Below are 20,997 nucleotides of genomic sequence, written 5' to 3'. Positions count from 1 at the left end.
TTTCCCAATCAGGATTACCAGACGCCCAGGAACTCTAGATCTCGCGCAAACACTCCATTGCGGTAGCGCTTTGAATTCTTCTCTGAAAGCGATAGCCCGCTAAGAGGCACGCCGCTACACCAAAGACAATACCCATCACTAAAGACTGTGCGAACGCATGGAACTCAATCTCCAATACAAAGCGGCCCAGTGCCCAAGCTGCTATTCCAGCCGCTAAACCCGCCAAAGCACCCGCCAGAACACCAATGACCAAGAGCTCAGTCAGGGCAATCCTTCCAAGCAAATGACGCGATCCACCTACCGCCTTGAGTAATGCAGCACTTCGAAAGCGCTCATCCTGAGTGGCGGCAATCGCAGCAACCAAAACTAGAACAGCGGCAGCGATCGTAAAGGTAAACAGTAGGCCCAAGACAGAGGACAAGCGATCTAGCACATCTTGAATTTGACGTAGTGAAGTTGCAACATCCACAATAGTTAAGTTGGGATAGGTCTGCGCGAGCTCATAGTCGAGCCCCTCAATCGCAGCGCTTTGGTAGTAGGAAGTAATCCAGGATTGCGGCATCTCAGCTAGCATGGCGGGTGGCATGATGACAAAGAAGTTCACCTTCATGGAACCCCAATCCAACTTGCGCAAAGAGGTGATTGGCGCGACAACTCTTTCTCCGGCAAGCTCAAAAGTCATTTGATCACCAAGCTTCAGCTTTAAGGTCTTGGCAATACCTACTTCTAACGAAACTTGCGGCGCACTTCCTGCAATCCATTTACCCGTAGTAATCCGATTGCCCTCAGGCAATTGATCGGTATAAGAGAGGTTAAATTCTCGATCGACTAAACGGCGCGCATTCTCATCAACATAATCATTGGGGCCGATGGATTTTCCATTTACCTCAATTAGGCGTGCCCTCACCATTGGACTAAAACTAGGCTTTGCTATTCCTGCATCAGCTAGGGATTTGGCAATACTTAGCTTTTGATCATCCTGAATATTAATCATGAAACGATTTGGCGCATCTACTGGAATATTCCCCTGCCAAGTAGCTAATAAATCCTGTCGAAGCATGAGGATGAGCAGCAAGGCCATCAATGCAATACCTAAAGCGGTAATTTGCATCACTGCAAATCCGGAGCGACGCGCTTGCGCAGTTAATGCAAAACGCAAGGCGAAACTTTTAGCACTCCATTTAGAAAAGAGTGCATTTAATAGCCGCAACGATAGCCAAGACACCAGAGCAAAGAGGCAAATTGCCAGGCCAAAACTCAGCCCTACCCAAGATGCCAGTTTCCAGTCCCTAGCTGCCATCGCAATTAACGCTAAGCAGGTGAAGATCTCAAAAAATGCAACCCAAAGCACCTTAATGTTGACTGTCCCAAGTTCTTTTCGAATGAGTCGTACAGGTGAAATCGTCACTAGACTTAATAGTGGGGGACCTGCAAAACCCACCAGCAAAAAAGAAGAAAACAGTATGCTCCACGCCACAGGCCAAATAGATACCGAGGGCAAATTAGCCATGACTAAATTACCCAAAATGCGCATTAAAACTTCTTGCACTCCGTACCCGATAACAGCGCCAGCGATAGCGGCTAACAAGCTAAGACTGGTCAATATTTTTATTTGGTTTATCAGAATTGTATTTTGGCTTGCACCTAAGCATTTCATGACAGCACACACATCTGCTTGCTTGAGAACATAACGACGGGCTGATAAAGCAATTGCTACGGCAGCTACCATCGCTGTCAGCAAGGCAACCAAAGATAAGAATCGCTCTGCCCGCTCCAATGTTTTACGCATGATGGGTTGCGCATTTTCTAGGGTCTCTATGCGTAATCCTCGTAAGCCCTCAGAGTCAATCCATTTCGTAGCCCATGCCTCATAAGCCGAGATTGCGGAGCCCTCTCCTGCCAATAGCAATCGATAAGTTACGCGACTACCCAGGCCAATAAGGCCTGTGGCGGGCAAGTCCTCAAGCGACATCATGACGCGTGGTGCGAAGTTCATAAACCCAGCACCGCGATCTAGCTCGCGCTCTATAACGCCAGCGATGACAAATTGCTTGTCCCCCAAAGACATGTGGTCACCAAGCTTGGTATTTAAGCTAGCAAGCATGGCAGGGTCAACCCAGACAGAACCCATAGGTGGGGTTAAGTCTGGCAATAAAGAGGAAACCTGCAGTTGGCCACGTAGTGGATATTCCTTACTAACCGCCTTTAAGGAGGCTAGCTTGCTTTGCGCACCAACCGTTGCCATACTCGGAAAGACAATGGTTTGGGCAAGGTTCAGCTGTCTATCTTTTGCTTCCTGAATAAAGCGCTCGGGCAATGGCTGATCGGCTACTAGCAGTAAATCTGCTGCGAGTAGTTGGCGGGCATCCAACTGAAAAGCCCGCTGCATCCGGTCAGCCAAAAAACTGACGCTTGATAAGGCTGCCACAGAGAGGGTAAGCGCAAGCAGCAGCGCTACCAACTCCTTGGATCGAAAATCTCGCCGAATACCCTGAAAGAAGCTAGCTAGCACTGCGATTAAATTGCTTGTATTTGACCACCATCAACACGGATCACTGACCCAGTGATAAAGGAAGCGTTTTGACTGGCTAAAAATGCAGCTGTATCGCCATACTCCTGTGGATCACCATAACGTCCCATGGGAATCTGTTTCAAGCTGGCCTGTACTACTGAGTCATAACTCACGTTTTCACGTTGGGCACGTGCCTCATCAAGCTGGCGCAATCGATCTGTTGCCACACGCCCCGGCATGATGACGTTTACGGTAATGCCTTCAGCAGCAACCTCTGCCGCCAAGGTTTTAGACCACGCTAGTAGCGCTGCTCGTAAAGTGTTAGAAATCGCTAGATTTTTAATGGGGGCAATAGCGCCAGAGGTGGTGCTGGTAATAATGCGGCCCCACTTACGCTGACGCATTCCCGGTAGAACTCGATCAGTAATGCTAATGAGCGATAGAACCATGTCATTAAAACTCTTTTGCCAGAGGACTGGATCTTGTCCTGCGGCAGGGGTTGGTGCTGGCCCACCAGTGTTGTTGATTAAGATATCAATTGGACCCAATTCTTGCTCTACTTTAGACACCAAGGCGTCAATGACTGAGTTATCACTCAAGTCCCAGCTTAAAGCCAGGGCTTTACCGCCAGCAGCCTCAATTAACTCCACTGATTTTTTAAGGCCTTCCGCATTACGTCCAGTCACCGCTACCTTGACGCCTTCACGTGCCAGAGATACTGCCATTGCCTGGCCTAAACCACGGCTCGATGCCATCACCAAAGCAACCTTGCCTTTGAGCCCTAAATCCATGTCTTCTCCATCTTTTTTTATAGGTACTGCAATTCCAGAATGACTACTGCCCTAGAGGTGGGGGCAGGTTACCCGCATATTTATAAAGCACAAGCTCATACTCCTTCAGAATTTGGGCCAAGGCCTCTTGCTGACCTAACGCCAATGCTTGAGGGGTATTGTCTTTAAGTGCGATTCTCTTTGTATAGCGATTTTTGCCAATCACAGGATTACGCTTTTGAGGATCGGTAGCGGTCAAGAAAAACTCTACTGATACCACAGCCTCAGGACGGACGCGATAGTCACCATAAAACTCTTCTACAGAAATCTGCAAGATGTAATACGGGAAGAAGCCATTTCCCTGCCCCACTGTCATTGAAAAGATTTGGGCGCTGTTCATCCACTGACGTGTGGCATTACCCACCATCTCATTTGGTAGTGCAGAGTAAATGTTGTAGAAATCTTTTTCGTAGCGTTGATCACCTAAACGGTAGATCAAAGACTTGCCATCAAATGGAGGGGTTGTAGTTACGGGGCCCATCTTGAGCCAAAGATCTGTTCGCGGCTTATAAGGTGCGCCGGTTCGCTCTGGCGCTACCATCCAACTGGCTGCCTCTAGTGCGGGTCTCTTGGGCAGAGAGCAGGCACTTAAAGCAGTCATGATCAAGCCAACAGCGGCAAGCTTAGCGAAGTTTTTCATGGTCTGGATTCTCATTTTTGAGCTCCATTCATCGGGGGCGTAATACGTGCAGGAGGCTCACCCCAGATTAAAGTGGATGGTGATTGGCTAGCTACGCGGGTAAATTCATTTAACTGCTCGCTTGCTTGACGTAAGTTCTCTAAGGTGGCAGTCGTATCCCCTTGAACGCTGGTCACAGTTTGACGCAAAGAAACCATGGCTGCGACCAATTCACGCATCAAGATATTGAGCTGATCCTTATCGGTCACTTTAGCAATGCGGTCTAGCAATATATTTAGATCCTTGACTGAGTGAATAAGACCAGAATTATCTTTACCATCACCTGCCATGAGCTTATTGAGGTTACCCAAGAGCGCATCAAATTTCTTTTGAGTCCCATCCACATCCATTTCATTTAATGCACCGATGAGTTTTTGAATGCCGGAAATAATTTCATCCGCTTGGTTGGGCATGGACGGAACGACCGGATACTCGGACTCCCATGAGTATGGGAGTGGGGCATATTGGGCCGCACTTGCATAAAAATCAAATTCCACATAATTAACCCCCGTAATACCCATAGACTTAATGCGGGCACGCAGGTTATCTTTCAGGTAAATCTGTAAATGACTTAGCTCAATCTTGTCGCCAAAGATTTGCATCCGCACGACAACATACTCCCGACGCTGTGGCATCGGTATTTCTCTTTCATAGACATCACCAGATAAGCTAATCGAAGTAACCTGACCAATCTTGACACCCCGAAAACGCACTGCTGCACCAGCATCCAAACCCGTCACCGATTGCTTGATATAGGTTTCAATCATGAATGATTTTTTAAAGATCTGTCCAGAACCAAAGATCAACACAATGGTAAGTAGTGCACCAATTGCCGCTAGGACAAAAATGCCCAAGCGGAAATAATTAGGATTGGAGTTATTACTCATGCTGCGTCCTTGCTCATGATGCGATTAAAGAATTGATGCACTCTAGGATCTTTACTGGTATCTCTTAATACCTTTGGATCACCCTCGGCAATAATGCCTTTGGCATCCTTATCCAACATGATGACTGTATCGGCAATGGAATAAATACTTGCCAACTCGTGAGAAACAATCACAAACGTGAAGCCTAAATTTTTCGAGAGGTCCAAAATCGTACTGTCTAGATCAGCAGAGGTAATAGGATCAAGGCCCGCTGAAGGCTCATCTAAGAACAGAATCTTCGGATCTAAAGCCATTGCCCGTGCAATTGCGGCGCGCTTTTGCATGCCGCCACTGATTTCACTGGGCATATAAGTTTCGTATGGAAGAAGACCAACCAAATCCAACTTGCAGCGAGCCAATAAGTTCATTTGATCGCGGGTGAGCTGGGTGTACTCCTCCATAAAGAGCGTCACGTTATCAAGCAAATTCATGGAACCAAATAAGGCGCCCTGCTGATACATCACCCCAAAGCTCGTCATGATCTTTTGACGTTCAGCACCCTGCGCAGTAGTGATGTTTTGACCTTCGATCAGTACATCCCCGGCGAGCGGTTGATACAGGCCAAATAAATTCTTGAGAAGACTAGATTTACCACAACCTGACCCGCCCAAAATGACAAAGATTTCTCCGTTGTTTACAGAGAAATTGAGATTTTGTAAGAGTACATTGGAGCCATAACCTACGGTAAGGTTTTGGACGTCGATTACGTTATCAAGAGCGTCCATCAGAAGCCTGTCCTGTAAGAGATGTAAGCAAAGATGCCATCCACCAATACGATCATGACAATGCTACTCACGACCGCACGTGTCGCAGAAATACCGACAGCAGCAGCACCAGTACCGGTTTGCATACCTCGTAAACAGCCCATCGCAGAAACCACTACTCCGAATAAGGTGGCCTTTAATAGGCCGGAAAGAATATCTTCTACATCCACGGCGGCTAACATGCCGTTGTAGAAATTGATAAAGGGAATGCCGTAAATTTGCATCGTTAACATAGATGAGAAGATGCTGACGATGTCAGCAAATAAGGTCAGTATTGGCGCCACCAAAATACCTGCTAAAACTCTTGGTACAACCAAGAAGCGAATTGGACTCAAGCCTCCAGTCACCAATGCATCCACTTCACTATTGACGGTCATCGTTCCAATCTCAGCAGCAAAGGCGGCAGATGAACGACCAGCCAACAGAATGGCGGTAATCAAAGGACCCATCTCACGAACAATACCCAATGCAGCTAACGGCCCAACAAATGAGACGGCGCCAAACTGCTCCATACCAATAGCTGCCTGAAAGGACAAAATCACACCAATCAAAAAGGAAACTAAGCCAACGATTGGCAAAGCAGCAATACCGGCTTCTACGGCAGCGTTGACAAAATCACCCCAACGTACTTGTTTAATATTGCGAATGGACCACGCTAAATCTGCAGCTAAGTGACCAGCGAAAGTAATGAGGCCGCGCGCGTCATCCAGTAAATTCTGCGCAGCCATGCCGGTACTCACTATAAAACCTCTATTTGGTTTTACGGTGGGCACGGGAAATAAATTGCCAATCGGATCAAACTCTTGCAAGAGCGGTTGATATTTTGGATCCAGGCCCTGAATCTCAAACTGCCCACCTGATTTTTGCTGGGCCTCTTCGACACCAATTAAAAAAGCAATCCCCGCTACATCTAAAGAAGCAATCTGAGAGGCGTCCAATACCAAGGATTGGCTTGCGCCTTGTTTAAGCCAGACATCTTGAGCATCACGAATTTGAGTCCAAACACCGCCTAGAGAGTAGACATTAATCTTGCCTGCTAGGGAAATTTTGGCGTGAGCGGCATCAGTTTGCGTCCAAACGGCGACCGGGGGTTCTGCTGAAGAAATGGGGGCTGCAATGCTCATAGGCAAACTATAAGGGATCTATGTGAAATGACCGTGAAACACCCAAAAAGGATAAAGGGTTGAGCGCGAGCTTGCTATGGCCAACAGGAATTAATCCCGCGCTTGCTGAGTTCACAGCCCCTTCTCAGAGCAAGATAATATCTATATAAATTAACGGGTTAAGAGAATAATTTGCACTATATAAATTTAATCCTTGGCCTGTTTTAACCCCCTTTTTACTAACTTAATCCATGTTTAATCATGTATTTATAGGGTCAAGCCAAGGAATTGCCAAGATTAATGAATTCACTGAGGGGCATCAAAGTGCCGATGAATGGTATCAATTGATGAGCTCAGGACTCAAAACCTAGAAAATCTTACGTGATGAGCTCAGTGAGCGGCGCATCGTGTAAGCAAGGCTGCGGGGCGTGACTATCAAGGTCATAAATCCGTACTCAAGCGGAAAGGTTGGGTATCATGTACCAATATGTTGAGCCCCCACCACCGATTTGCTATTGAAAAAGAAAAGTTGTGGAAAGGCTTGCCTGAGCGAGAGAGAAGAATTCTTGTAGAGATTTTGGGGCAAGATATCCAGACTCCGATGCGCGTAATGGATATCATCCTCTGCGCAAACCTTGGCTCTCAAGCAACTATTCATGCTGCGCTGACCAACCTTCAAAGGGCCGGTTATTTGCGCTACACCTCTTACAGGGCCGATGGACGGAGTAAGTTCATTAGCTTAGCCCCAAAGAGCGTGTCCTTATTTAAACGCCTAGATAAATTATTGATAGCTTGCTCCCAGTCTGCACAGTAAGTAGCGGCTTAACACAGCAAGATCTCCCCTTACTCTAGACGACTGATGTAGTGGCTTCACATAGAAACTTTATTTCTATCGCCAAAATAATCCCCGATATTTAAATCTACTTTTTGAGTGCTAGCGATAGATTTCAAATCCCATCAGCGCCAGTACTGATAAATATCCTCAGCCCCATACGTGCCATATGCAACGGCAATCCTTTAATACCCCCAGCCAAACAAAATGATTGATAGGGAATTATTCAAATAATTTTCATTTTATATTTTCTATGAAATGAAATATATGTACTAAAAATATCGATATTCTATTTAATTAAGTGGATCCGCCATGTTCCAAATTACACGATTCCAGGCCCGTGCCATAGCAGGCAACATACTAATGGCATTGCTGGGGTGATCAATACAGTCCGTGCTCCAGACCTCAGAAACACCCGCCCGCTTTACCAGCTCTAATGCGGACCCCATAAACAAGGCGTGGGTCACGATAACATCAACAGTCTGGGCACCTGCTTGTAGCAAAAGTTCTGTAGTACGTGCCAAGGTATGGCCACTACTGGCAATATCATCGAGCAAAATCACTGGTCGACCTTGAACGCTCATCGAAGGTAAAGTCACTTCAACCTCTCGGTCTCCCGTTCGCACTTTTTTTGCAACGGCATAATCCAGATGATGCTGCACAGCAGGGCGCCACTTGATCCAAAGGGGTCAATCACTTGCTAACAAAAATTATTTGAGACTCTCCAATAGATATAGATGTCTCATGTCGAATCAAAAATTCAACGATACCTTTGCGTATGTTGACCAATCGTACTGTTTATAAGTTTGCACCACTTGCTTGCTTGCTCCAATAGAAAAAACTAGGCTTTCCGTTAGGCGATGACTAATCATGGCATCGATCGGTACGAACCAACCACCACCTGCAGAGTTATAAATAATTTCATTTTGGTCCCACATGCGCAGTATCGTGCTCGGAGAAAGCTGAAAACTAATTATTGGATATATTTGAAGATTTCTCTGAAGAGTGGGTTGGGGAGGCTTAGTTCCAAAACTATTATTCTTTCGATCAAAACCATACATGTATCTTAATAAGGGTGAAAAGCTACTAACGTTGAGTGCGTTATTAACTTCAGGTAAGAAACTCCATCCCAACTGCGGACCTACCGCCCACTGCCCATTAGTATCAGACGGTAAACTAAGGCGTCCTCCAAACAATGCCCCAAGTGGTTTTAAAAAGTAGTTATCTTGACCCCAAACAGTAACCAATGTATTGCCAAGCGTATATTGAGCGGCATTGTTATTTGATGATGTTGAGTCAGAGTTTGATACAAGTGAAGCATCTATACGCATACGACCGCGCCATGCATCAGTCTGTAGCGGATGGTAGTAGCGCAAGAGCGCCGTATTTTGATATTTATCATCCCCTTTGTAATTGTGGAGCCCCCACAACTCCCAGACTTTACTATCAACCAATTGTTGCGAATCATTATCGAATTTAGAAACAGGTACAAGCAAGTCTTCTGCGTAAGCCACTGAAACAAAAAGGCAGAATAAAATAGGTACAAAAATTTTCATGATGAGTAAGGTTTGTAGCCATTTCCTAACGACTTGCGTCACTTACCAGCCGAAAACCTAAATGCGACATTGGGCTATAAGGATCCGCGCCACGCCGCGCACTTGGACGATAGGATTGGCAGTAATCCTCGTTACATAAGAATGATCCCCCACGAATGACTCTTTTAGGGGCGTTAGCAGGAACGCCGTAATCATCTGGATCATATGAGCTGCTAGGTCCTTGGGGATTATCAATCACGCTATTGCCATACTCTTTAGCTTGAATCGCAAAATAATCTGAGCGATACCAATCAGCGGCCCACTGCCATGCATTACCCGTCATATCAAATAGGCCATAACCGTTTTGAGGAAAGGTTCCAACCGCACTAGTGCCAACCGCGCCGCCAGCCTTAGGACTCACCACTGGGAAAGCTTGTTTTTTCACATCCCAAATATTGGCCGGTAGTCTTCCTTCTTGCTCCAGCTGATCACCCCAAACATAAGTGGCCTGATTCAACCCTCCTCGCGCAGCAAACTCCCACTCTGCTTCTGTAGGCAATCTTTTTCCGGCCCACTTAGCATAGGCCAAAGCATCTTCGTAGCTCACTTGAACTACAGGATGATTTCCTTTTCCATCAATATTGCTTTTGGGGCCGGTTGGATGTCTCCAGTCAGCACCGGGCACATATGCCCACCATTGGGAGTAATCATTCAGATTCACTTTAGCTTTCGTACCAACAAAAACCATTGCTCCCGGCACCAATACTGAAGCGGGAGGCTTGGGTGTTCCAGGTGGTAATTGCACTTTGATCGTTTCCCAATCAGGAACTTGCTCTGCAGTAGTTTTGTAATTTGTTTCTTTTATAAATTGCGTAAATTGATCATTGGTGATGTGAGTGGTATCCATCCAAAATCCTGATACCTTTACTTTATGCGTAGGCTTCTCATTAGCCTGTGCTTTTTTTGAATCGCTCCCCATCAAAAACTCACCACTAGGAATCCATGCCATTCCTTTGGGACCGTTAATACCATCACCGAGATGGATATCCGGAATTGCTTGCTGAGGTTTTGAAAATAAATTACTCCAGACCAAATACGCACATAAGCTCAAAGTAGCCAAGACCGCAATTAATAACACCCAGCGTTGAACATTCTTCATATTGCTACTTTCCTAGTGGGATGCTAATGGTCGCAATCGTTGCATAGCCTTCAACCCGATTCTGAGCCCAATACTCTTTATAAGCGCGCAAATTGATATAGGCCTGTTTCGTACCAATATTAAATAGGTAGCCAATCTGTGGGCCAATAGCCGCAATTCGAGATTTAAAAGCGCCTACCCTATTTCCACTTCCTGAGTCAGCGGTGAGCTGGTAGTAGCCATACCCCGCAATACCCACTTGCCAGCTTTGTGACACAAATTGTGAAACGGACCAGTCTAGGTGGGAATCAATGCCATTCTGGTAATTGGTTTGAGAATTTATCCAGTTATAAGTAGCGCCTAGCACCCCAGAAAATTCAAGGCCAGTCGTATTATTCAAGTAGGTATAGCCACCACCTGCATCCATGGCTGCATGACCAATACCAATACTCGAAAGACTCGTTGAGTTATAGGTGCCTAGTGGAATATCACCAGTCATATAAGTCTTGAAATTATTGTTTCCTTGATTCCACGTCAAGCTAGCCAGCGGATAGATATCAGTACTTCCATTGCTTGTGTTCGAGCGATTAAATTGAGTATTGGGATTTGTAATGCTTACGGATGCAGAAGTGGTATTTGAGCCTGGGCCCCAACCTAAACCTATATAGGGCTGTCCACCGAGAATCTTTTCTTCTGCAACATATCCCAACTGCATTAAAACTAAAGATTCTCTAGTACTTACACCAGCATTTAGACTTGTACCGCGTTGAAATATTTTTGACTTGTCTGCATTACCGCTATAGACATAAGGCATCGCCACTAAGGACCAACCAGTTGCCATTGGGACTGCTGCCATGCTTGCGTATTGCCCAGACATCCAAAATGGAACGCCGCCCTCATCTGCCAATACTGATTGTGACGAAAAGAAGCTGATTGAAATCAAAAGAAGTTTAGAGAAAATTCCTAAACTTCCTTTGCAGAGCTGGCTATGCACTCAACATTCCCTCTTAACGCTGATTAAAGTTGGTTAAGTTAGCAGGTGGGGGGTTAGGGAACTTATTAACCGAGGCAAGATACTCTTGAATTGCTTTGAAAGCGTTAACTGAAATTGATTCGTAATTTACTAACTGTAAATCTTCATGCGGATCCATTTCAATGTTATAAACCTTAGGGTAGTACATTGGAACTGAATTCGCAGCTATGCCGCCAAGCATTTGCTGTCCCGTGCCCGTACGATTCATATCCCTAAAATACATTCTCCACTGCTTCCAGCGAACTGCCACTAAATCTGCGCCAATAAATGAAATTAAATGTTCGCGATTACCTATTTTGCTCTTACCAGTAAGAATATCAGATTGATTCACTCCATCAATGGCTCGATCTGTTGGTAGCTTAGCGCCTAAGATAGCAGCAAAGGTTGGCATAAAGTCCATGATCGAAAACATGGCATATGAAGAGGTATTTGGAGCGATATGACCAGGCCAGCGAATAAAGCAAAAGGTCCGGACAGCTCCTTCCGTAGCCTCGCCTAGATCCCCACGAAATGGCCCATTTGATCCCATGTCAGGAGCACCAAGACCCAATCGATCATAAGTCATCATATATTGGCCAGTGCTACCATTATCAGAGGCAAAAACCAAAATAGTATTGTCCTCAATATTCATTTCTTTGAGGGCATCCATAATTTGTCCGACGTGATAATCCCCTTCCATCAATTTGTCACCGTACTGACCAATGCGGGACTTTCCAGCGAACTGCTTTGATGAAAGATTCGGTGAGTGACCCATTGAGAACGGCAGATAAAGAAAGAATGGTTTACCAGCTGCATTCTCCTGCTTCATGAATGCAATTGATTTTTCAGTCAATTCATTATCAATCTCTGCTCTGACCTCCATCGTAAATGGCTTCACACGCTGAATCGGTCCATTTCCCTTTTGCTGAGTAATCCAAGGTCCCTTTTCATATAAAACCTTATCGGGTACATTTGGATAGGAATGTGTTTGTATAGCTTGTGCAACATAGGTGGCAGAGTCCCAAGAGACATCCGGCGGTAAACCGTAATACTGATCAAATCCGTGAGCACCAGGCAAGCTTTTTGGTGCGCTACCCAAATGCCATTTTCCAAAAATTGCGGTTGCATAACCTGCATCTTTAAACAATTGACCCATTGTGTAGGCTTTGCCTGGCAAAGTACTAGGAGTGCCAGCCTCTGCAACAAGCGACAAACCATTGCGAATAGAGTATTGCCCGGTCATTAATGCAGCACGAGATGGTGTGCATGCTGGCTCTACCAAATACTGGGTCAGCTTCAGCCCACTCTTGGCTAATTCATCAGTGCGTGGCGTAGGAGCGCCTCGTAGTTCACCGCCACCGTAGGGCCCCATGTCTCCATAACCTACATTATCAGCAAGAATAAAAACAACGTTCGGTTTCTTTTGTTTGGGCGCTGATTGCGCAAATACGGTTGGCGCAGCTATTGAAATAGACAAGACGCCAATCAACATTCTTTTTAAAAACATTCCAATTCCCATGGTGTTATTAATGCAATTGCCTATTTATTTGCGTAACCCTTGAAATCTTCGCCGACCTTGATATTTGGGTATTTCTTCACGCTTTGCTCATAGCCCTCTATCCACTTAAAGCTTGGGGCATAAACCCAACCCAAGGTCAGATCCGTATACATAAGGTTGTTATCTTCATGCGGATCACTACTCAAGTCGTAAATCATTGGAATCTGCGGTTTTACATAAGGTTGCTGTATCGACACAGGAGATTGCGCATACCGGAAGATCGTCTTGTACAACTTCCATTTAATCGACATTAACTCACCATCAATACCAAAGAATGGGTAGAGATCACGACCCGTAGTTTTGCTCTTACCCAACATGAAATTTGAGGCATCAATACCATCAATGGGTCGATCTTTAGGAACCAAATTAGATGAGCCAACCATGCCAGCGATAGTTGGCATCCAGTCAACTGCAGCAAACATCTCTTCGGTAACCACACCTGAAGGAACGTGGCCAGGCCAACGAACCATTGCAGGAACACGCATACTTCCCTCAAACGGCACGTTGAAGAAATCACCGCGCCATGGTCCATTGGTTGCACCACCATCCTGCGGAATCGCACCGCCACCAGCATTGTCACTACTGAAAATGAATATGGTGTTATCTTCAACACCAGCATCCTTAACTGCCTGCATTACCTGGCCAACACGATAGTCCATTTCAGCAATGACATCCGCATAAACTCCACCTCTAGCAGTTGATTTGCCGGCGAAGTTTGGATTTGCTATAACCGGTGGATGGACTTCAGAGTAGCCCACATACACAAAGAATGGCTTATTCTCAGCAGCATTTTTCTTAATGTAATTCACCGTCTTAGGAATAATGTATTTTTCATCCACAATAGGACGAACTTTTAAATCTAGTGGCATTACCGGCTTGGATAGCTGACCCTTCTTGCCTTCCCAGAGCATTGGAACAGGAACTCCACTCTCCTTGAATAAAGGCCACTGTGTATAGCCGGCTTCATCCCATGTATCGGGGGTGCCCCACCATTCATCAAAACCCTGATCATTAGGCATACGACCTTGCGTATTGCCTAAGTGCCACTTACCATACAGAGCGGTAGCATAACCAGAATCAGATAAGAGTTTGGCGATGGTGTACTCCCATGGCGCCATACCAGCCTTGCCTTGACCCGGCCAAGGGACTGTATAAGTTCCAGAACGCACTGGCATACGACCGGTCATGATGGCGGAGCGAGATGGGGTGCACTGCACCTCAACGTTGTAGTTATTAAAGCGAATACCTTGACTGGCTAACTTATCAATATTTGGAGTGGGCACTGTTCCACCATATACCCCAAATGATCCCCAGCCCGTGTTATCAACAAGAAAATAAACAATATTTGGCTTCTTTTGAGTAGAAGCAGTTTGTGCGAAAGAGGTGGTTGCGGAAGCCAGAAAAATTGCTAAAGACAAGCCAACAGTTAACTGCTTTAATTTACTCAGCTTCATTTAATGCCCCCAAGGATAGATATATCACCAGAGCTAAGGCGTAGAGTTAGCTAAATACTAAATCAGCTCAAGGAAATTGACAGTATTTTATCAAAGTAAGCAGAAAAGAAAACCTCTTGTTTTAGCTGGAGGATGAATTTTCGATTTGCTTGCCAACAATTAAATTGCTTATTGCCTATTGCCTATTGCCTATTGCCTATTGCCTATTGCCTATTGCCTATGAAAAGGGCTCCCAAACTGGGAGCCCTTATAAAAATGGTGCGGCTGGCAGGAATTGAACCCACGACCCCTTGGTTCGTAGCCCATACGTCGGAGTACCGTAATACCTATATAAATCAATGACTTACGATATTTGATTTGTACTACTGAATTGCAGGTTAGACCCTCCTAACCCATTGTTTATATTGGTTTGATATCTTTTCAGTAGTACAAATTTAGAGCCTCTTTATGCAAACTTTCTTTTTACTGTTCAGTGCTTGATTTGCTCGCAAAGAAAATAGTCTTAATCTTTAACCTTGCATTTAATTTTTTAAGCCCTCAAAAAATATGTCGGGCGGCTTTTGGATGCAAACATGCCATTCGTCCTACCTAAGTCAAATCGGCAGAGCCCGACCCAAAGCTGACACACAAAGAAAACCCCGCCGTAGCGCGTCTTAACTAAAATCCTATAACCTTCCTCATTAAAAGGCCAGTGCAGACTAATATGCGGCCATCTAATCTAGGATCCAGCAAAGTAGCGGCCATACTCATCTCTAAATACCCTACCAATTACAAAGATTTCTTTGCCATCATAATGTTCGCGTATATCGAAGCAAGTGTGGGGTGCTTAACTGGTTTCTCCCTCTTCTTATATTGATAGCTGACACTCGATTTAGCATCAGGCACAATAAATCTCCTAGCCTCAGCACTACGAAACTACACAGCTGTTTGCATAACTTTTGAGTAGCTAAACCAGTGTAAAAAAGCCCTATTAATTAACCGCCCTGCAAGGGTCGTCATTTTCAGATAAATTAAAGAAAATTTATATCTGAGCAAACAAATAAACGATGCTTCCCGACATCCCTTTAAAGCGCCTTGACGGTCGCGAAGAAAACATTATGGACTATGCTGGCAAACTGCTGGTTGCAGTCAATGTGGCAAGCAAATGTGGATTCACCTCCCAATATCAAGAACTTCAATCTCTATATGAAGAGTTTCGTGGGAATGATTTTGAAATCCTAGCCTTTCCCTGCAATCAATTTGGCGGTCAGGAGCCAGGAAGCTCTGAACAGATCGGACAGTTTTGTAAAACAAACTATGGCGTAAGCTTTCCTATTTTTAAGAAAGTTGATGTGAACGGGTCTAACGCTCACCCTCTTTTTAACTATCTCAAAGCTGCTACTCCCGGGATACTGGGAACAGAAGCAATTAAGTGGAACTTTACTAAGTTTCTTATTGGTAGGGACGGCATCCCTGTAAATAGGTTTGCATCGGCCACTACACCGAAGAGCATGCGTACTGACATTCAAAAACTCCTCTAAAGCATGATAAGAAATAATTTATGAACGATGGCACCCCACTATCAGAAATAATTCGCAAAAGGATTAAAGTAAAGAAAGCTAGATTTCACGCAAATGACAATATTGCTGATTTCATTAAACCTGGTGAGCTAGATGGGCTTATCGACGAGGTTGCAGAAAAAATGCAATCCGTTTTAGAAAGTCTTGTTATCGACACTAAGAGTGACCATAACACTCAAAATACAAGTAGGCGGGTTGCCAAGATGTTTGTAAAGGAAGTATTTAATGGTCGTTACGTTGAGCAGCCAGCGCTAACCAAGTTTCCTAATGTCAGCCACTTAAATGAGTTGATGATAATTGGCCCAATTACCGTAAGAAGCGCCTGCTCTCATCACCTTTGCCCCATTATGGGTAGAGTTTGGATTGGCATTTTACCCAATAAAAACTCAGCTCTTATTGGGCTATCAAAATATTCACGACTTACCGAATGGGTAATGTGTCGACCTCAAATTCAGGAGGAAGCGGTAGTTGAGCTGGCCGATATGATTGAGAAGAAGGTCAAGCCGACGGGTGTTGCGATCGTGATGGATGCGGATCATTTCTGTATGCAGTGGCGTGGCGTTAAGGACCCAGACTCGAAGATGATCAATAGCGTGATGCGTGGCTCCTTCTTAAAGGACCCCAATTTGCGTCGAGAATTTTTATCATTGATTAAACCCAATTAATGAAATTACCCGAGAGCACCAAATGTCATCAACGGCCTGCATAGAATTAAAAGATCTCCGACTAAATACTCAAATTGGTACGTATGCTCCAGGGGATGCTATTCCTGATCAGCATTTACTTAATCTAACGCTTTGGATTAATCCAAAGCTCATCTTGATCTCAGAAGATTTCATGAATAGGGTGTTTGACTACGACCCACTTGTAATTGAAATTGATCGATTGGCCGCAGATGGGCATTATGAGACCCAAGAAAGATTAACCACCAGAATAGTTGAAGCATGTGCAAGCTATCTTGAGATTGAGTCTCTAGAAATTAGCCTTAGGAAAACACCGGCACTGAGGGGCTCAGGAGTGTTAGGGATCAAGCTATTCGTTGATGAAAGCAGCCTAAGCAGCATGAGAACAGCACTGGCTTAGACCCTTAAGTCTCTTCCTCAAGAGCATCCACGAGATGGTCATACTTTAGAAAATTTTCACGGTGCCTTCTATAGTACAAAAGGCCTTCATTCAGACTGGCTACAGAAGCGCCCTGCTCGCGCATCTTATCCCAAAGATTCCAATCCTCTTGTGGGTGCACACCATCCACATACCTTCTTTTGTAGCCGACTTGCTGGCCTAAGGCCGTGCGATACATCATCGAGCCATGGTGCTTTCCACCTCGATCCCAGTAGAGATCTCCTTGGTGAGGTTTAGTCTCCCCAGGCACGCGATCATGAATTTCTTCCTTTAGCTCCCCAGTAACCACAATGTCATAAGTGACAATATCAGCATGGGCATTTGAAAGTAATTCAATCGCATCAGATCTCAGCCAATTATCAGCTCCAATGAACAGAACATATTCCGTGTCCACCCTCATCAGCACATCATGAAAGTTATCTACCGTACCTAAATTCTGAAGCCTCAAAATATACTCAATATCAGGATATAAATTAGGGAGGTGCCTGCAATCATCTGCCCCATCGTCGACAAATAGAATTCTAGAGGGAGCTTTAGTTTGAGATAGCAGGGACTCAATGCAATGCGCTGCAAGGTGTCCGTATCTGTAGGAAGCAATAACAACGGTGATCATATTGGAAGGCATTAAAGCACAAAAGTGCGCAAGACTAACATAAGCAGTAAATACCTTAATTTTAGTCAGGGCTAGCTCAGCACATAAACAAAAACCATCAAATTTAGTTGAAGTAGCATGAAAAAGCGTAGAGATTACATTACACATTTTTTGCCCAGAGTTACTCAAAGTAACGCTTAAATACTCAAATTTCACTTTTTATTTGAAAGGCGCTTTTTTGTAAGTTTTAAATCGAATATAGAGTCACTGACTAGGCAAAGTTTCCCAAAGGCTTATATGATGAAATTTTGTATTTCAATGAGCTTAATTTCGAACTATTATTAGTCTGAATTCATCTTCTCTACTAATTAATTATGAGTTATCAACTGGTTTGGTTTAAGCGTGACTTGCGCTGTGAGGACCATGCCGCTCTTGTCGAGGCTGCAAAGATAGGGCCAATTCGCTGCATTTACGTGCTTGAGCCAACGTTATGGATGCAGCCTGATGTTGCCCTCCAACATTTTGAGTTTATTCGGGAGTCCCTTCACGACCTCGATACCCAGCTTCGTTTACGCGGCGGCACTATCGAAATCCATGTAGGTGAAGTTACTGAAGTGCTAAATAACATCTGGGAAGCTAATCCTTTTCAGGGTTTGCATTCTCATCAGGAAACTGGCAATGGATTGACTTACTCCAGAGATCGAGACGTTAGTAAATGGTGTCAGTCTCGTGGCATTCATTGGGGTCAATATACCCAGTTTGGAGTTACTAGAGGACTAAAAAATCGTAATGAATGGCAAGCTAATTGGCAAAAACACATGGAAGCACCTTTATGTGAACTACCACCCATTCAATTTTGGAAAGCTCCGCTTTCTAGTGTGCCAGTGCCGAACCCTAGCGCTCATTATCTGACACCATCTACGATGCAGGCACCTGCGCACCTAGGACATAATCCACCGTTAAGACAACGCGGTGGAAGATCGGTTGCACTTAGAACCCTTAATAGTTTTTTGAAGCAGCGAAGTATGTGGTACCGAGGTGGGATTTCATCGCCTCTATCAGCCCCAGATGCATGCTCTCGACTATCTGTGTATCTAACTTATGGGTGTCTTAGCATCAGGGAAGTAGTGCAAGCAACAAATGAAGAGCTGCTTCAAATGTCTCCAGATGCCAGTAGAAGAAAGTCAGGTTTAACTGCTTTTATGAGTCGCTTGTATTGGCATTGTCATTTTATTCAAAAGTTGGAGAGCGAGCCTGAAATCGAGTGGCGAAATATGCACCGTGGATATGATGCATTACGCGAAAATGAATTTAACGACGACTACTTCAATGCCTTGAAGGATGGTAAGACGGGTTGGCCCATGGTGGACGCTTGCGTCATCATGCTGCGAGAAACAGGATGGCTCAATTTTAGAATGCGCGCAATGCTAGTCTCAGTTGCGGCCTACCCACTTTGGTTGCACTGGAAACCTGTAGGAGATTGGTTATCTACCCAATTTTTGGACTATGAACCCGGAATCCATTGGAGCCAATTACAAATGCAATCGGGTACGACCGGAATCAATGTGACACGCGTTTACAACCCGATCAAGCAAGCGCAAGACCATGATCAAAAGGGCTTTTTCGTAAGAAAATGGCTTCCCTATATGCGCCAAGTACCTGATATGTGGCTTTTTGAACCCTGGAATATGCCTCAAGAAGTACAAAACAATATTGGTAGAGACATCCCCCAACCATTAGTAGATATTGCTGTTGCTACAAAGCTATCTAAAGATCGCCTACATGCTAGACGTAACCTATCGGAGGTTCGGGCTGGCAAAAAATCAGTTGTCGATAAACATGCTTCTCGGGCAGGCGGTTCCATACGTAAAAAATCTTCAGCTAAAACTACAGAGGCAAGCCCACAGCTGACCCTTGAGTTTTAGCCAATCTCGCCTAACAACCCAACCTAACCCTAGCGAGGTAAGCTCTTATTTCGGTGGCCTATGCATTGCGCAGATTTTATTGCCAGCAGGATCTCTGAGCCAAGCAATATATACAGTGCCAGCGACACCCTCTCGGTAGCCAGGGTCACCTTCACAGGAAGTACCTCCATGAGCAACACCGATGGCATGGAATGCATCTACATCAGCGATTGATTTGGCACTAAAGCCGATTGTGCCGCCATTGGCATGAGTAGCTTCGTTACCATCAATAGGCTTAGTAATAGCAAAGACTCCGCCAGGACCGCGATAAAAGTATTTGTCATGACTAAAGCTCCCGGCTTTGATACCCAAAGCTCCTAAAGCGGCATCATAGAAGTCCCTTGAAACTTCTAAATCATTTGCGCCCAACATAATGTGACTAAACATGATTCTTCCTATTAAGTTATTTAATACAGTGATGCAACTCAAGACTCTATCGGCCCTTCAGATGGATTAATAGATGCACGCGTGAGCGTATTACGAATAAATTGTTTTTCGTAATGTCGATTACGCCTTGATTTCTTGGCTAATGAGCGTTGACCCCTGCGCTTGTCAGCAACAATATGACTTATTTGACTGAGATCATCTAAGTCTCGTATCTGACTTGGTGAATTTCGGAGAGGCATCGCTAACGGCTTTTGCTTTTGTAATATTGGTATTGAGCTTGGTATCAGCGTCAATTACATGAATTAACTCATATAAGTAGATTTTATGCTTGCCATGCCAGCTTTTTGAAGCCCGAATTGATACCTCAACTGTCGGAAAGACTAAAAAGAAGGTATTTAGGACTCTATTGAGGATAGGGGCGCTGATTCAGCGCATACTCACATCAACACCTAAAATGCCTAATGAACTTTTTTTATATAAGCGCCTTACTCCTGACCTTGGTCACCTCCTCGGCACAATCAGCAGAAATTTATGTTACCGATCCTGAGCACACCTTTGTTAGCTTTAGCTACAAGCATTTAGCTTACTCGATTCAAACTAGTCGTTTTGACAGGGTGAATGGAACCATTACACTCAATGATCAAATGGATGGCGGCACCATAGAAATTGCTACTGAGACTGGCTCAGTTAGCACAGGCTCCGATACCTTTAACAAGTTACTTAGAAGCGAAGATTACTTTAATTCTGAAAAATTTCCTGTAGCCAAATTCACTTCTGATAAGGTTATATTTAACAATCAGGCTATTACATCGCTCTCAGGCGAGCTGACTATTAAAGGCATTACCAAGCCTATTAATATTGAAGTAAGCAACTTTGCTTGTAGTCGTAACTTTATTACTTTGAAATACATGTGTGGCGCTAACGCAAGCGCGAAGTTAAGTCGCTCAGAATTTAATCTGGGAAAATACGTACCATTTGTTGGAGATGAAATAAGCTTAAATATAGTAATTGAGGCATCAAAAGAATAGCC

General features: G+C 44.7%; 21 protein-coding genes. 6 read left to right on the top strand and 15 right to left on the bottom strand.

Translation table 11 applies throughout. The features are described from left to right. Window positions 1–34: 34 nt before the first annotated feature. Genes CBI30_RS07980 through CBI30_RS07955 form a run of 6 tightly spaced genes read right to left on the bottom strand, consistent with a single transcriptional unit; the run spans window position 35 to window position 6,835 of the window. Window positions 35–2,512: an ABC transporter permease gene (locus tag CBI30_RS07980; RefSeq protein WP_088527770.1), complete on the bottom strand. Its 2,478-nt coding sequence runs from the start codon at window positions 2,510–2,512 to the stop codon at window positions 35–37. Window positions 2,513–2,517: 5 nt separating this feature from the next. Continuing rightward, window positions 2,518–3,303, bottom strand: a complete 786-nt coding sequence (locus tag CBI30_RS07975) for an SDR family oxidoreductase (protein ID WP_088527769.1) — start codon at window positions 3,301–3,303, stop codon at window positions 2,518–2,520. Between the two features lie 43 nt (window positions 3,304–3,346). Next, window positions 3,347–3,997, bottom strand: a complete 651-nt coding sequence (locus CBI30_RS07970) for a PqiC family protein (protein ID WP_088527768.1) — start codon at window positions 3,995–3,997, stop codon at window positions 3,347–3,349. Then, window positions 3,994–4,908 (bottom strand): MlaD family protein, encoded by a 915-nt coding sequence (locus tag CBI30_RS07965; RefSeq protein WP_088527767.1) that lies wholly within the window; start codon window positions 4,906–4,908, stop codon window positions 3,994–3,996. The genes CBI30_RS07970 and CBI30_RS07965 overlap by 4 nt, the downstream gene beginning before the upstream one ends. Continuing rightward, on the bottom strand, window positions 4,905–5,672 hold the full coding sequence (locus CBI30_RS07960; protein ID WP_088527766.1) for an ABC transporter ATP-binding protein: 768 nt from the start codon (window positions 5,670–5,672) through the stop codon (window positions 4,905–4,907). Before CBI30_RS07960 ends, CBI30_RS07965 begins: the two co-directional genes overlap by 4 nt. After that, window positions 5,672–6,835, bottom strand: coding sequence for an ABC transporter permease (locus CBI30_RS07955; protein WP_088527765.1), 1,164 nt, complete (start codon window positions 6,833–6,835; stop codon window positions 5,672–5,674). Before CBI30_RS07955 ends, CBI30_RS07960 begins: the two co-directional genes overlap by 1 nt. Before the next feature lie 466 nt (window positions 6,836–7,301). Between CBI30_RS07955 and CBI30_RS07950 the strand changes: the two genes are divergently transcribed. Next, window positions 7,302–7,628 (top strand): MarR family transcriptional regulator, encoded by a 327-nt coding sequence (locus CBI30_RS07950; protein ID WP_088527764.1) that lies wholly within the window; start codon window positions 7,302–7,304, stop codon window positions 7,626–7,628. A 311-nt stretch (window positions 7,629–7,939) separates the two neighbouring features. Here the strand turns inward: CBI30_RS07950 and CBI30_RS07945 are convergent, their stop codons facing one another. The 6 genes from CBI30_RS07945 to CBI30_RS07920 form a co-directional block, all read right to left on the bottom strand. Then, window positions 7,940–8,308: a phosphoribosyltransferase family protein gene (locus CBI30_RS07945; protein ID WP_240553541.1), complete on the bottom strand. Its 369-nt coding sequence runs from the start codon at window positions 8,306–8,308 to the stop codon at window positions 7,940–7,942. A 90-nt stretch (window positions 8,309–8,398) separates the two neighbouring features. Then, window positions 8,399–9,202: a hypothetical protein gene (locus CBI30_RS07940; protein ID WP_088527762.1), complete on the bottom strand. Its 804-nt coding sequence runs from the start codon at window positions 9,200–9,202 to the stop codon at window positions 8,399–8,401. 25 nt (window positions 9,203–9,227) lie between these two features. After that, window positions 9,228–10,340: a formylglycine-generating enzyme family protein gene (locus CBI30_RS07935; protein ID WP_088527761.1), complete on the bottom strand. Its 1,113-nt coding sequence runs from the start codon at window positions 10,338–10,340 to the stop codon at window positions 9,228–9,230. A gap of 4 nt (window positions 10,341–10,344) precedes the next feature. Beyond that, window positions 10,345–11,262: a SphA family protein gene (locus tag CBI30_RS07930; protein WP_088527760.1), complete on the bottom strand. Its 918-nt coding sequence runs from the start codon at window positions 11,260–11,262 to the stop codon at window positions 10,345–10,347. Between the two features lie 64 nt (window positions 11,263–11,326). Beyond that, on the bottom strand, window positions 11,327–12,838 hold the full coding sequence (locus tag CBI30_RS07925; RefSeq protein ID WP_088527759.1) for an arylsulfatase: 1,512 nt from the start codon (window positions 12,836–12,838) through the stop codon (window positions 11,327–11,329). 32 nt (window positions 12,839–12,870) lie between these two features. Next, window positions 12,871–14,343, bottom strand: coding sequence for an arylsulfatase (locus CBI30_RS07920; protein ID WP_088527758.1), 1,473 nt, complete (start codon window positions 14,341–14,343; stop codon window positions 12,871–12,873). A gap of 1,046 nt (window positions 14,344–15,389) precedes the next feature. Between CBI30_RS07920 and CBI30_RS07915 the strand changes: the two genes are divergently transcribed. Genes CBI30_RS07915 through CBI30_RS07905 form a run of 3 tightly spaced genes read left to right on the top strand, consistent with a single transcriptional unit; the run spans window position 15,390 to window position 16,985 of the window. Beyond that, window positions 15,390–15,863, top strand: a complete 474-nt coding sequence (locus CBI30_RS07915) for a glutathione peroxidase (protein ID WP_088527757.1) — start codon at window positions 15,390–15,392, stop codon at window positions 15,861–15,863. A 20-nt stretch (window positions 15,864–15,883) separates the two neighbouring features. Beyond that, window positions 15,884–16,567 carry a GTP cyclohydrolase I gene (folE, locus tag CBI30_RS07910; RefSeq protein ID WP_072584048.1) on the top strand — a complete coding sequence of 228 codons (684 nt, stop codon included), beginning with the start codon at window positions 15,884–15,886 and terminating at the stop codon, window positions 16,565–16,567. A 22-nt stretch (window positions 16,568–16,589) separates the two neighbouring features. Then, a complete protein-coding gene (locus CBI30_RS07905) occupies window positions 16,590–16,985 on the top strand; it encodes a dihydroneopterin aldolase (RefSeq protein ID WP_072584047.1) in 396 nt (131 codons plus the stop codon). A 4-nt stretch (window positions 16,986–16,989) separates the two neighbouring features. Here the strand turns inward: CBI30_RS07905 and CBI30_RS07900 are convergent, their stop codons facing one another. Continuing rightward, window positions 16,990–17,637 (bottom strand): glycosyltransferase family 2 protein, encoded by a 648-nt coding sequence (locus CBI30_RS07900; RefSeq protein ID WP_158009068.1) that lies wholly within the window; start codon window positions 17,635–17,637, stop codon window positions 16,990–16,992. A gap of 353 nt (window positions 17,638–17,990) precedes the next feature. Here CBI30_RS07900 and CBI30_RS07895 point away from each other — a divergent pair, with 353 nt between their 5' ends. Then, window positions 17,991–19,541 carry a cryptochrome/deoxyribodipyrimidine photo-lyase family protein gene (locus tag CBI30_RS07895; protein ID WP_088527755.1) on the top strand — a complete coding sequence of 517 codons (1,551 nt, stop codon included), beginning with the start codon at window positions 17,991–17,993 and terminating at the stop codon, window positions 19,539–19,541. 45 nt (window positions 19,542–19,586) lie between these two features. Here CBI30_RS07895 and CBI30_RS07890 read toward each other — a convergent pair whose 3' ends face one another. After that, window positions 19,587–19,967 (bottom strand): VOC family protein, encoded by a 381-nt coding sequence (locus tag CBI30_RS07890; protein ID WP_088527754.1) that lies wholly within the window; start codon window positions 19,965–19,967, stop codon window positions 19,587–19,589. 38 nt (window positions 19,968–20,005) lie between these two features. Next, on the bottom strand, window positions 20,006–20,206 hold the full coding sequence (locus CBI30_RS07885; protein ID WP_088527753.1) for a hypothetical protein: 201 nt from the start codon (window positions 20,204–20,206) through the stop codon (window positions 20,006–20,008). Between the two features lie 222 nt (window positions 20,207–20,428). Between CBI30_RS07885 and CBI30_RS07880 the strand changes: the two genes are divergently transcribed. Then, window positions 20,429–20,995, top strand: coding sequence for a YceI family protein (locus tag CBI30_RS07880; RefSeq protein ID WP_088527752.1), 567 nt, complete (start codon window positions 20,429–20,431; stop codon window positions 20,993–20,995). The last annotated feature ends 2 nt before the right edge of the window (window positions 20,996–20,997 follow it).

This window comes from Polynucleobacter aenigmaticus (genome assembly GCF_002206635.1).
Classification (GTDB): domain Bacteria; phylum Pseudomonadota; class Gammaproteobacteria; order Burkholderiales; family Burkholderiaceae; genus Polynucleobacter; species Polynucleobacter aenigmaticus.
Note: the sequence above shows the minus strand (reverse complement) of the source record. Positions and strands in the feature narration are given on the sequence as shown.